Origin of the sequence: Dyella sp. 2RAB6 (assembly GCF_052115385.1) — a bacterium.
GTDB lineage: Bacteria > Pseudomonadota > Gammaproteobacteria > Xanthomonadales > Rhodanobacteraceae > Dyella_D.
In genome coordinates, this window is sequence record NZ_JBFRGP010000028.1 from 24,063 (window position 1) to 37,756 (window position 13,694).

The 13,694-nt window shown below is 58.7% G+C and carries 5 protein-coding genes; 4 read left to right on the forward strand and 1 reads right to left on the reverse strand.

Annotated features, from left to right (window positions below):
* Positions 1 to 714 precede the first annotated feature (714 nt).
* Positions 715 to 1,056 (forward strand): hypothetical protein, encoded by a 342-nt coding sequence (locus AB4083_RS21435; protein ID WP_441610542.1) that lies wholly within the window; start codon positions 715 to 717, stop codon positions 1,054 to 1,056.
* Here the strand turns inward: AB4083_RS21435 and AB4083_RS21440 are convergent.
* A complete protein-coding gene (locus AB4083_RS21440) occupies positions 1,046 to 2,143 on the reverse strand; it encodes a cytochrome-c peroxidase (protein ID WP_441610543.1) in 1,098 nt (365 codons plus the stop codon). The genes AB4083_RS21435 and AB4083_RS21440 overlap by 11 nt on opposite strands.
* A gap of 152 nt (positions 2,144 to 2,295) precedes the next feature.
* On the opposite strand from AB4083_RS21440, the gene AB4083_RS21445 reads away from it, so the two are divergent.
* From AB4083_RS21445 to AB4083_RS21455, 3 genes are all read left to right on the forward strand, one after another.
* Positions 2,296 to 5,658 carry a beta strand repeat-containing protein gene (locus AB4083_RS21445; protein WP_441610544.1) on the forward strand — a complete coding sequence of 1,121 codons (3,363 nt, stop codon included), beginning with the start codon at positions 2,296 to 2,298 and terminating at the stop codon, positions 5,656 to 5,658.
* A gap of 74 nt (positions 5,659 to 5,732) precedes the next feature.
* A complete protein-coding gene (locus tag AB4083_RS21450) occupies positions 5,733 to 11,312 on the forward strand; it encodes an RHS repeat-associated core domain-containing protein (protein WP_441610545.1) in 5,580 nt (1,859 codons plus the stop codon).
* Between the two features lie 25 nt (positions 11,313 to 11,337).
* The gene (locus AB4083_RS21455) at positions 11,338 to 12,213 is read left to right on the forward strand and encodes a hypothetical protein (protein ID WP_441610546.1); all 876 of its coding nucleotides are present in this window, start codon (positions 11,338 to 11,340) and stop codon (positions 12,211 to 12,213) included.
* Positions 12,214 to 13,694: the final 1,481 nt, after the last annotated feature.

The following is a 13,694-nucleotide window of genomic DNA, read 5'->3' on the forward strand; positions in this document are numbered from 1 at the left end:
CGAAGCGAATCATCCAGTAGTGGTGGCGCTCGATGTGGTGCTGTCGCATCTGGGTCTCGCCTTTGGCGAGTGTTTCGCCCCGCTGCCGCGGGGCGAGTTACTTCTTCTTTGCTTGCCCAAAGTCAAGTCTATATAAACCTCTCATGTGGGCGAAAAAAAGCGGCCGTTAGGCGAACTTATGCGTCTCGTTCGCTATGCCGGCAAGGAAGACGGTCTAATGGTGATCGGGAATGCGAGTGAGCTACGGCAACTCGGGGCCGCTTTGCTCGCTCTTCCCGAAGATGTCCCAAATTTGTCCTCTGAGCGCTGGCCGCGACTTGTCGTCGAGGTGGGCGTTGATGCCACTCAAGACTACAAGCTGTCCTTTAGCTTGGACACGACGGCAGGGGACATTCCAAAGACAAACTTTCCACGACGCTGGCCATTTGGCTGACGTCCGCTTTCGATCCGAAGCGGACATCTCCAGTTGATGCGGTTTGCGTTGCAAGCCGTAGTGATGGGCGGGTAGTCTGATTGGAGTGTTAGACAGGACGTCTTTTGATGAAGATCTTGAGTGTTCTAGGTCCATGGGTATTGGCTACCTTATTGATGGGGTGTAGCCACCCAGCAGATCCGGCGGTTGACGCTACACCCAGAGCAGCTCCGAATGACTTGGTGCCCCCCTCGCGTTCAGACGACCTGCCTGCTTGGCGAGCGTTTGCAGGAAAGGTCATTTTGGCCGAGACGCACGATCCGGACACGCACCCCTATACGTTCATCGTTCCCGCAGGAGATGCTGCCATGGCGGTCGAGGAGCGTAGGAACATCGTCTCGGTCATCCATAGCCTGCTCGACCAGACCGCCGTTCCCGGAAACATGGTCGTTGTGACGGGGGCTGATCCAGACCGTACGGCGGAAGTCCTCATGGCCGCTTTCGATAACGTTCCTCCTCGCTCGATACCTCAGTTAGCCGTGCTCTATATCGGCTCGGCTACTGGCGCCGAAAAAGCGAAGCCAGCGGTGCATGCCGCCGGCGCAGAGCTACGCCTAAGAGTCCTGGCTCCGGTCAAGGGCTAGCGGGTGGCGGTGCAGTTGGCTTGGTCGCAGGAGATCCCGGGGACAAGGCCTGCAGAAAGGCGATGAGAGCCTGGCGCTCGGATACGGTCAGCGACACGGGATGCCCGCTGAACAGGCCGCGCCAATACACCTCCTGGTCAACAGCATCTGCGAGTGTGGCGACACTGCCGTCATGCATGTATGGCGCCGTCTGTGCGACGTAGCGCAGTGACGGTGTGCGGAAAAGCCCGACATCCGCAGGCTGGTGCGTCACCATGAAGCGGCCTGTGGCCGCTAGGTCATCATGCGACGCGATTTCCCGCCCCACCGTACCGCCATCCGTGGCGATCGCCGCGGCTTGCATCGTCAAGGCGGGCAGGTGGCCGGCTACCTTCTGTAGTCCAGTGCCTGTCGCATGAAAGCGATGGTCGGTGAATGGCGCGGAGGAGCCGTCGGTTCGATGGCAGGAAGCGCAGCCAGCCTTGCCGCTGAAGATGCGCAGCCCTTCGCGTGCTTCATGGCTCATGGCAGAAGGGTCGTGCGTGGCGCGATAGCGATCGAATGCTGTTTCGGGGTGCGGTAGATTGCGAACGTACGCTGCTAACGCCAGACCGACGCTCGACCGCCATTCGGATGCGTCCGGCTCAGCTCCAAAGGCGTCGTGTATAGGTTTACGGTAGGCCGCCGATTGCATCAGTGCGGCTAACTTCGCGTCGTCACTGAAAGCCAGTTCCCGCGGATGCGTCAGTGGATCGAGGACAGCTTCTTCGAGCCTCTCGCGACGACCGTCCCAGAACAGCGCACCGTCCTCGGGCACATTCAACAGACTCGGGGTATTGCGCGTGCCGGTGAGGCCAAACACGCCGCGTGCTACGGAGTGGTTATCCGTATAGGCATGGTCTGGCTGATGGCAGGTGGCGCAGCTGGTCTTCCCGTCTGCGCTCAGGCGAGCGTCGAAGAACAATTGCTTACCCAGGGTGATCAGGGGCGCTTGATCCCGTGATGGCACTGGACCCGCGACGGCGCGCAACACCATCAGCGACCCGCCTAAGGCGAGCAGAGCCATCGCAAAAAGCGCAGATAGTTTTTGCCCGTGTGAATCCTTCACAAGACGAACTCCTGGAATGCAGCGGCAGCCTTAATCGCAAAAACTTGCTGATTGAAAGGCGTAAGCGTGACGTAGGAGTATACGGCGCACAAGGAATAGTGGCGGCATGGGATTGCCCGTGCCGAACATCGACAACCGCAAGGGTCAGGCCGATGCTCAGGGATGGCGGACGGAGTTCGACGCATTCGCGCGCGCGAAGCTTCAAGAATGGCTGGCGCGGCGCGTTTCTTCTATTCGGGTATGGACTGCTAGCCGTCTTCCTGTGTGTGCTAGGCACCAGTCCCGCGCTGGCGCAGACCTACACGTACGACGGTAACGGGCGCCTAGTCGCCGCGACGGTGGCCGATGGCAGCGGCAGCCAATACGTCTACGACAACATGGGCAACCTGCAGCAGGTACTGGATGTAGCGGCCGGCCAGCTGCGCATCTTCGCATTCGCCCCCAACCATGGTGCCCCAGGTCTAACCCTGACCGTCAGCGGCCAAGGCTTTAGTACCACGGCATCGGCGAACAGCCTCAGCTTCAATGGCACCGCGGCGACGGTGCTTTCAGCCACGGCGACGACGCTGGTCACTCAAGTGCCGGCCGGTGCGACGACCGGTCCGATCTCGGTCACGGTCGGCAGCAACACAGCGACCAGTATTGACTCCTTCATCGTTGACGGAAGTGGCTTGCCGCCCGTTATCACCTCGGTGACGCCGTCCATTGTCGCTGCAGGGACCTCGGTGACCGTGCTGGGTCAACACCTGGCCCCCGTGGCAGGGCAGACCAACGTCACCTTGAATGCGCAGCCGGTGGTGACGACCTCCATCACTGACGGCAGCATCGTGTTCGCGGCACCTGCGAGCTCCGGCTCCGGGCGTGTCGTTGTACAGACAGCCTTTGGCACCGCCACGAGTACCACGGATCTGGTGGTGGTTCCCAGTAGCATCGGCGCCGCCAATGTCGCAGTAACCGCCCGTCTTCCGTTAGGTGGCGCACAGGTGCTATCCGTGCCATCTACCAAGTATGGCGTCCTGCTGTTCGACGCCGGCGATACGCGGGTCAATGCCTGGTTGACCCTCCAGCTCAATGTACTAAGCGTGGCGACTACGCTGTCCTACAGCGTCTACGACACCAATAACCAGCTATTGGTGTCTGGCACGATGTCGACCTCATCGCCCACCGTGCATCTGCCAAAGTTGCGCAGCGCCGGAACGTATAGTGTTTATGTCAAGGGCAATGGCTCGGGCGGCGCTGCATCGGCAGCGAACCTGACAATGGGATTGGAGGCCGCCGTTCCTTTGATGGTGGACGATCCGAACGTCACGGTGGTGGCCACGACCATCAATAGCCAGTCGAAGCGGTTGCTCTTCAAGGCCGTCCCTGGGCTGGTATTGCAGGTGCCTGCCGTGGCCACCACCCCTCAAGGGCAGAACGTTGCGGTCTCCGTCAACGATGCCAGCGGGACTCAGGTGGTCACCGCGACGAAATCGGCCGCGACGACGTTGAATATGCCGGCGCTGAAGACCGATGCGGACTATTTGGTCACGGTGGGGCCGACGTCGAGCACGACAGAGAACGTGTCCTTCCAGCTCACCAGACAGCCCGGGGGCGAGCTGGTGATCGACGGTCCGAGCCTGTCGACCACCGCTGGACCTGGCGTCAATGCCTACTACACCTTCTCCGCCGCCTCCGGGGACAACCTCGAGTTGGCGTTGAATGGCATCAAAAATTCCGCCGGCTCCTATACGTCGTCGAACACGAGGGTATACGACCCGAAGGGCAATCTGGTCGCATCGAACATTACGTGCGAGCAGGTCAATCCCGCGTCTAGCTGTCGCCTCGGTCTGTCCAATCTTTCCGGTGGGCGCTACTCGGTCATCGTCAGCCCCGATAGCTCATCAACCATGAGTTATCAGATCACCTTGACGCGTGACCTAGTCGCTAATTTGGCGCAGGGACAGGCCCAATCGGTCAGTTTGACGCGACCGGGACAATCCATCCGCCTGGGGTTTGCCGGCACGGCGGGGCAGACGTATACGCTGTCGATCACCAACCCGGTCACCATGCCGACGGGCGGTAACGTGACGGTGACCGTGCTCAAGCCAGATGGCACGAGCTTGACCAGCGCGGGCCTGAAGCAATCGGGCGTGATGAACGTGCCGAACGTTCCCGCGACAGGGAATTACACCGTGCTGGTTCAGCCGGATTACGGTCTCCCCGCCACCGCGCAGATTCTGTTGTCCGCCGGCGCAGCCGCGACCCTGACGCCCGATGGTCCGACGCAGGCGCTTTCGACCTTCGCTGGTCAGAACGCTTACTACTCTTTCACCGCTTCTGCAGGCGACAACCTCGAATTCGCCTTAAGCAATGTCACCGTCAGCGGTTGCACTTCGCTGGGGGTGGCCGCCTACGATGCCAATGGCAATAACGTCGGGAGCGGCACCTGGTATTCCTCCAACCCCGGCAAGGGCTTCCGCATGCACTTGTGGGGTCTCGCCGGTGGGAATTATCAAATCGTGGTGTCGGGATGTGCGTTTACAGTGTCGGGAACGCTGACGCGAGACGTCACTGGCACGCTGACGCTCAATCAGGCGCTGTCGCTCGATCTTTCGCAGCCGGGCAGAAACGAACGGCTTACCCTGAACGTGACGGCGGGGCAGAACCTCGCCTTGGCGGTGAGTAGCCTCAGCACGACGCCTTCCGGCAACAGTGTGACCGTCACGATCTATCAGCCCAACGGTAGCCAGTGGCAGTCCAGTACGATGACCTCCACACAGACGATCAATCTGCGAAACCTGCCAGTCACGGGCACCTATACGGTGGTGGTGGGTCAGGACTATGGCTTGCCCGCGTCGCTTCAACTGACGTTGCTGCCACCACTAGGGGGCGCCATCGTGGCCGATGGCGATACCAAGACCTTGGGGGGCAACTACGGACAGAGCGTCTACTACACCTTCACGGCGGCGGCGGGGGAGAACCTTGAGCTCGGTCTAAGTGGTCTGAGTATGAGCGTCACCGGTTCCAGCATCACCGTGAATGTCTACAACGCCAGCGGCAGCTCGGTCGCGAGCACGACGCTTGCCACCTCTAGCACGACGGGCACCGCACGTGCGTCGTTGTGGAACCTTGCGGCGGGTAGCTACGTAGTGGTCATTGGAAGCACGTCGGGGAAGGACTCGTTCAATTGCACGACGACGCTCAGCCATGACGTGACCGCCAGCCTCGTGGCGGGCGTTGCACAACCTGTGAGCGTGACGCGTATTGGACAGGCAGCCCGCCTGACTTTCAGCGGTACCGCGGGTCAGAGCAAGGTGCTCACCATCGGCAGCTACGTGACAGCGCCCACCGGGCAGAACCTCAGCGTCTATGTGAGTCGTCCGGACGGCTCGGGTTGGCAGAACACCACGCCCAGTGGCGGGCCTAATGGCGGCACGGTCAGCCTGCAAAATATGTCGCAGACGGGCACCTATACGGTCATCCTCTCGCCTTACTACGGCGTGACAGCAACCATGAACGTAACCGTGCAATAGCGCAGTAGCAGCATCGCAATGGCAGCAGGGCGCCGCGCGCACAGCGCGGCGCATCTCACATCCAAGGATTGACCATGTCTGGAATCAAGGACCGTTTCCATATCACCGCGCTGGGCTGGGGGCTTGTCGCTCTGTCCGGTGTGAGCTTGGCTTCCATCCTGTCGGCGCAGCAAACCATCGCACTGGATGCTGACGTATCGATGGATACGTTGACGGCATTGGGCGATTTGGAGATGCGGCCGCTGATCCTGCCCGATGGGCGTGCGATGACCATGGACGCGAAGCAGCTGGTACTTCGCTCCAAGGGGGTGGCAGGCGAACAGAAAGTGCCGCTGCCCGAACGAAGAGTTGGCGCCACCGCGGCGGTCCTTCCCGACGGGCGGGTGCTGATCTGGGGCGGTGCGGATATGAGCGGGAAATTGCTCCGTGATGGCTTGTGGTTCGACCCGCAGGCGAACCGCTTCGAGCCAGCCGAGCTCCCCGCGTTGCCGGCCGGCGTAGGGCAGGCCTTCACGGTACTCAGCGATGGACAGGTGCTTGTCACCGGGGGATGGAACGCCTCGAACCGCTACCTTGAACAAGCCACGCTTTGGGATCCGCGCACCGGTAGTGGACAGGCGCTGGGGGTGCCGTTCGGGCCGCGCTACGGTCAGGGCACGATGCTCCGCGAGGATGGCACCGTGGTTTTCTCGGGGGGATTGGACGAGCAACTGCGCCCCATGGCGGGACGGCAGAGCTTCGATCCGGTGACATGGCGGTTCGAGGCCAAGGCGGGTCCCCTCGCGGATCAGGCGCTTCTGAAGGTCGTTGCAACGCATCCAGGCTCGGATCAGGAGGCGGTCGCCCCGGGTGCCTTAGTGGGTGTTCGTTTCAGCATCCCCGTCGAGAACGCTTCCGTCTCCGCCGCCAACGTCTCACTGATCGGCCCGGCCGGCCCTGTAGGGGCAAGCATTGCGGGCGTGCAGGGCGGGCGCCTGGCTTTTGTCATCCCCGACGAGGACCTGTTGCCGGCAACGCACTACACCGTCGTTATGTCAGGTGTGAAAGATGGAAAGGGGCAGGTGCTCCCCTTTACCACCTTCAAGTTCACCACCGCGGCGCTCGGCGCCCACGATCAGGATCTGACCGGGCAGCAGGCCGGTAACGCGGCCCACGTGACGGTGGCGTCGGATGCGCGGCATGGCGGAGCGTCGGATGCTGCTTCTGGTATCACTTACTACCGCAGCACTGGCATGGACAAACTCGGCCATGCCGCGTCGCTTCGTGTCTGCCGTCCCGAGGTGCTCCGAAAGCCGCAGCTCTGCAGGGACAAGAGCTACTTCGACGATGGGGCGTGGTATCCGGGCCAGGACAATGCAGGTGGCCCAGATGGCGGTCACTGGCGTGTAAATCTGCCGGATATGGCGCCCGAGGAGCGGGTCGCTGCGCTTGTCCATGACAGGAAAGCGCGGGCAAAGGCGGTGGTCGCTACGGAATCCATGGTCACGGGACAAGTGCGCCTAGTGGATGGCCGTCCTATCGCACGCGTGCGCGTATCCGTCGGCAAGGCCTATGCCTATACGGACGAACAGGGCGGCTTTCTGCTGAGCGGTGTGCCGCGCGGGCATCAGTCGTTGTTCGTCGATGGCAGTGGCGCGGGTGATGCTAGCCATCGCTATGGGCAGTTCGAGGTCGGCATAGATGTTGATGGGGCAGAAGCTCGCTTGCCCTACCGCATGTATCTTCCGCGCATTCTCGATCGCGATCGTATCGAGGTCCCGTCGCCCACGACCCACGATATGGTGGTGACGCATCCGGACATGCCGGGCCTGGAAGTACATATCCCCGCGGGCACCGTATTCCGCGATCACAACGGCAAGATCGTGACCGAATTGGCGATCGTGCCGATGCCGACGGATCGCGCGCCGTATCCGACGCCGGTCAACTTCCCGGTGTACTTCAGCCTGCAGCCCGGCGGCGCGGTCGTGCAGAACGTGCACGCCGATGTTCCTCAGGGCATTACCCTGACGTACCCCAACTATGGTCGGGTCAAGCCGGGCTATCCGGCCGATTTCATCGCCTATTCGCCTGTTGATGGGTGGCGCACTTACGGCAAAGGGCAGATCACGCCGGACGGGACTCAGCTCAAGGCCGAAAGCGGTGTGCGCCTGACGGCGCTCACGTCGGGCAGCTGGAGCATGGGTACTCAGCATCCGGGCGACCCGAACGCGGCCAAGCCTGGCGGCCCCTGCTGCGGCGACCCGGTGGATCTGCTTAGCGGCACGCTGGTGGAGAACCATACCGACGTCGCGATCAACGACGTCATGCCTATCCAGCTAACGCGTCAGTGGCATGGGGTCGGCCATTCGGCCTTGATGGATGCCTCGACGACGCAGGACTCGCGTAGTTTCGGCAGTTGGCGTTCCAATTACGACATGTACGTCAATGGCGTTTGGGCCAACCCGGGCGTACGACTGCCCGATGGCAACTGGTTGGCTCCGTTCACGCAGATCGACTCCAATCCCGGGAGCGACGGCACCTGGGTTTACAGCGGCAATGTCGCTAGCTTCGCCGGTGCGACCCTTGACGCTCCCGTCGGAGCCACTTTGTGTGACCAGGCTGGCATGTCCTTTTGTTACGTGCTGGGTATGCCGAATGGCACGCACTACTACTTTGACATCTATAGCGGCTTGTATGAGATACGCGATCGTTTCGACAATCGCATACGTATTGTCCGCAGCGGAGGTCTGATCCAGCAGATCATTTCTCCTAGCGGCCGTTATCTGACGTTCCAGTACAACAGCGACAACAATGTGTCGCAGATCGCCGATAACACGGGCCGTACTTGGGCGTATAGCTACCACAACGCCTCATTCCCAGTGGCCGGCTGGTCGGCCGCAGGGCCGGGAAGTAATCCGCAACAGGCAACGATGTACTTTTTGGACAAAGTGACTTATCCAGACCAGACCTTTGCCACGTATAAGTACAACGAAGACTTCACCTTGCCACCAATAGGCGGTGGCTCAGGCTGCGCTGCTGCTATGCCCAGTACGCTGAGCAGCATGATCGACCGCAATGGCGCCACGGTGATGACCAATACGTATTGCGGCGAGCAGGTCAGCAAACAGGTGTTGGCCAATGGTGGAGTCTATCTATTCTCATACCTCTCAAATGCTGGTGGCGCAGAAACTGATGTCACTGATCCGCTAGGCAGCGTGCGTAAGACCATTTTTGACGTTGCGACAGGCTATCCGGCATCAGTGACGCAGGCGGCAGGTACGCCGTTGGCCCAGACTACTACTTACAGCCGAAATAGCTTTGGTCAGGTGTTATCTGTCACCGATCCATTCAATCGGCAAACGGCGTACACGTACGATGGAAATGGTAATCCGCTGACCATTACGCAAATGTCTGGGACATCTGAGGCCGTGACGCGGCAGATGACCTGGACGAGTGACAATTTGCCACTGACAGTGATTGACGAACTGGGGCGCACCACGCAATTCACCTATGCCCAAGGCTGTCTGGTAAGTGCGAAAGACCCAATGGGACAGGTGTCGTCGGCTGCGTGTAATGAGCGTGGTTTACCAATTCAGGTGACCGATTCGTTGGGGCATCAGACGAAATTTAGCTATCAAGGGAACGACCTGAGTACGGTCACCGATGCCCTCGGGCGTGTAACGACCTTTCAGGTGGATGCACTCGGCCGTACCTTCGCCACGATTGATCCGCTGGGTCGTGCGGCCGTCAATGTTTACGACACCAATGGATGGCTCAAGTCGGCTACTGGGCCAGATGGTCAGGTCGTGAGCTATCAGTACGATAACGAGGGCCACCTTACGCAGGTGCTGCTGCCTAACCAGGGAACAGTCGCTTACCAATATTTCCCAGGTTATCTTCTCAAGCAACGTGTCGACGCTATGGGGCAGCCGGAGGGCTGGACCTATGACAGCGCTGGCAACGTCTTGAGTTACACCGATCGCAAAGGGCAGGTGACTGCCTACGCTTCGCGCGACGCCTTAGGAAGATTTACCAAGCTTACATATGCAGATGGCGCCACCATCACAGCGGACATCTACGACAGCATTGGGCGCTTGAAGCAGTTCACCGATTCGGCTTACGGGACAGTGACTCGAAGCTACGATGATTTCGATCGTCTGACGGGAGAATCGACTCCGCAGGGGGTGGTGGCATATAGCTACTACGCCAATGGGCTGCGCAAGACTATGTCGGCTGCCAGTCAGGCGTTAGTTAGCTACCAATACAACGACAACGATCAGCTGCAAAGCCTCACTCAAGGCAGTGAGGCGGTGAATTTTACCTACGACGCTGCGAATCGTCGGCAAACTTTGATGCTGCCGAATGGTATCAAGGCTACCTACAGCTACGATGACGCAAACGAGCTAGTAGGCTTGACATATGCCACCGCTGGCAACGTGGCTATTGGTGACTTGTCGTATACGTACGATGCGATGGGACAAAGAACCGGCAGGTCGGGAAGTTTTATTTCTAATCTGCGCTCAAACGCGACTGCGCAGTCAGGGCAGTTCGATCTCAACAACCGGCAAACACAATTCAACGGCCAGTCGCTTACCTATGACGCCAACGGCAACCTGACCAGCGACGGTACAAGCACCTACGTCTGGAACGCTCGCAATCAGCTCGTGCAAGTCAAGCAAGGGGCGGCTACCGTTGCAAGCTATAGCTATGACTCTATGGGTCGCAGGGTCGCCAAGACCATCCAAGGGGTTGCGACGAGCTATCTCTATGACGGGCCGAATGCAGTTCAAGAATCAGCTGGCGGTGTGGTTAATCCGATCTTGACAGGGTTGAATGTCGACGAGCGGTTCGCTCGTAATGATGTTGGAGGGCGAAGCTACTTCTTGGCTGATGCGGTCGGCAGTACCGTAGCCCTTACCGATAGCAATGCCAACGTATTGCAACGTTACAGTTATGACTCATACGGCAACGCTTCCATGACAGGAGCGTTCACCAATCCGTATCAGTTTACGGGTCGGGAAAACGACGGTGGTGGCCTTTACTATTATCGGGCACGGTACTACGCGCCGGCCATGGGGCGGTTCATATCCGAAGACGCGCTTGGAATGGCGGCTGGATTGGACGGGTATGCGTATGCTGACAATAACCCCGTATCCATCATTGATCCATCGGGTTTTGCGGGCGGTGTGGCACCTCAAGACGCCAAATGGCGCGTCATTTTTAAGTCGATGATGCTTGGTTTGGCCGCCCATAAAGTCATTCAGGCCGACGTTGCATTGGCGCTACCTACAATGGAAGTTAAGATGGAGCAGAGGACCTACAACATTTTCAATAAGAACTATGGGGTGGTAGACCTCATGATCCGAAGTGGGCAAAGTGATCCATGGAGCGTTTTTGAGATCAAGCCTATCAGTCAGTGGGATTGCAGCCGACCGGGTAATATTGAGCAGCTCAAGGACTATGTAAGGTCTTTAAATGAAGATGGCGTTCCCGCGGTCGCAGGGCATTGGGGGCAATTCTTCCCTAACGAAAAGATGCGCACAGTTAATATTCCTACTGGAATCACCGTGGGGCATATACCGGTAGATGGGAACTATATTTATGGTAGCCCGGACAATAACGGCATGATCTACTACGCGACAGGAGATGCCGTGTACCCTAGATCAAAAAAATGAACCGGCACAGGTGGTCTGTACATTCATGAGCAGCGACATTGAGACGTATCTTGCAAGCGTTGCGTCCCTATGCGGAAGCGGCGAGGAAATGTGCCGCCGTTTGGCGTCGCATGGACTTAGGCAGGCGGAAAGCTTCTGGCGGCTGTATCCGGAAGATGCCAATCGTTTTGCGACCGAATTGGCTATGGAGAGCAATGCTTCATACACCATGGGGGCGGTCAGATTCGGCTACCATTCTCAATGGGCATCCGATGTGCTTGCGGAAAATGGTTTATCACGAGCGGATCTGTTCGACCTATCACGCGGCACGGAGGTGGAGGGTAGGATAGCTGGTGATCCGCGGCTCGCTAGATATACGCTCGAGGCGGTGATGTTTGAGCGGTCATCGGAAAGGGTGCGGCAGATACGCGATTCTCTAAAGGCTGAGTTCAATGATATTGGGCGTGCCCGTATCCTTGAATTTCTTTCGCTGCCGCATGACTATCCTGGCCCAGTTTTTACGCGAAAGAACGCCATTCAAGCGCTTGAGCGGCAATTCACCGGTTGCGGGTTGATAGCAAAGAAGGGCGCAAGGAAGGGTGATGTTAGTTATGGTGCTGACGCCGTAACCGGGCCGGTCGACTTTCGGATCAAGCTAGATGGCGCGCCTGGTTTTCAGAGCTTCTTTTCCTGCGATATTTTTGTTCTCCCTCGCGAAGACATAGAGGTTTCGATCGCTCAGGAAAAATGCGTAGTCAAAGCCGATTCACTTGTGTGCTCGCTAAGACCTATCATTCAGGGTGTTGGATTCTACTCGATGGCTCAGAGTCGCGATGACTTGCTGCTTAGTCTTTATTGTTATGCGAAGTTGATTCCACTAGTCGTCGAGTGCTGTGAGGGCGATCGCTTAGACGGAGATTAATGCATTACTCTGTGGAAGGGTTTGCAAGCGCCTTGCATCATTGCGAATGCAGGCTTCCGCAAAAGCGTTGCTCGCACTGTTATCGCTTTCACGTCAATGCGGGTATCGCCTTTTTTCTCTATGGCTATGACACTTCATGTCTCTCGAAGGGGCGCTTGCAGTGGATCAGTGGAGTGAATCGACATGAAGCGTTATATCGTCTTGCTAATTGTAATTGCACTAGCATCGTGCTCATCGAGTCAGGATAGCCTCACTCAGACGTCAGTTTATGTGTTGCCAGATGGTCGTATTAAAGTGGGGGATGTCATCGGCGAACCAGAGGCGATGCTGAAGTACCTGGGCTCGCCAGCGACTACCATGGTCGCGTTTAGCGTATGTCCTGCGACAGACTTCCGGAAATTTCATAAAGCGCTCGTAGTCGTCGAGAAGGCTGGCTATCGACGGGGCTTCGCGCCCGTATCTGACTCAGATCCTGTATGTGCGAAGCGATGATGAGGAAGCTTGGGTGACCGTCTGCTGCAGTCACCGCTTGAGCAGGGCGGTTTGTCCCAGGCGCGCGCGGTCGTCCCCCCTCCTCGCCTGTACGCTTCTCCCCGTACTTTTGATGCAGCTGATGCGATAGCGCCGAATCGCGCCGTAGTTGGCATTGCAAGGCAATTTGGGGCAGCGTCACACGATGCAGAATGATGCGCGTCGGGCTTGGCCCTTCTGCTCTGCGGACGATCAAGGTCAGGCAGAGGATCTCGCAGTCTGGGCGATGCGGGTCTGCTCTCGGTACGGCGGGCTTTGGGACGAGGCAAGCAGGCGGCACATGTTCGTCTTGTCGGGTAGCCGAAGAGCGCGGCGGAGCGCGGATAGCTGCATATCGGTGGGGTTGATGGTCAGCACCTCTGCGCGGCGGCCGCAAACCTAGCCTTCGATACTTCTTTACAGCCCTTCTGGGCGCATGCTCTACGTAATCCCCACCTGCTTGAAGTAGTCGGCGCGAACCGCTTTGCAACAGTGGCCGCTCATGACCAATTGTCTGCGTTCCGCCGGGCGGCTGTCATAGATGATGCAATTCATGCGAGCACTGTTCAGGGCTACACGCTAGTCTTCTTCATCTCGCCGCATGACGCGCAGTCTTTTGGCAAGATGCGTAGCGAGATGCGTAGGGACGTTGTCGTCTGGTCGAAGAACGACCGTAAGACGGCAGCAGGACGAGTCACATGGCGAGCAATGCGCAGCGGCGCTCATGCGAAGCGATGCCGATGGACTAGCTGATACGCGAGTTCTTTGGCGTGGAACGAGATCGGCGCTGTCTTCCTGGTTTAGTGAAGCGTAGGGGTTTCATGGGGGCCTATCCTAGATTTTGTGTAAACGGGGCATTGGCAGGAAACTGCCATCTGACCCGGAGACACCATGAGTCCACGCAAACACGAAGTGCCCGACGAGCTGCTTAGCAGTCTGTTAGCCAACTATCAGAAGCCCGAAGATCTCGT

Excerpts from the sequence above, each read along its gene's own strand:
- AB4083_RS21450 (WP_441610545.1), top strand. The coding sequence starts at position 5,733 with ATGTCTGGAATCAAGGACCGTTTCCATATCACCGCGCTGGGCTGGGGG.
- AB4083_RS21445 (WP_441610544.1), top strand. The coding sequence starts at position 2,296 with ATGCTCAGGGATGGCGGACGGAGTTCGACGCATTCGCGCGCGCGAAGC.
- AB4083_RS21455 (WP_441610546.1), top strand. The coding sequence starts at position 11,338 with ATGAGCAGCGACATTGAGACGTATCTTGCAAGCGTTGCGTCCCTATGC.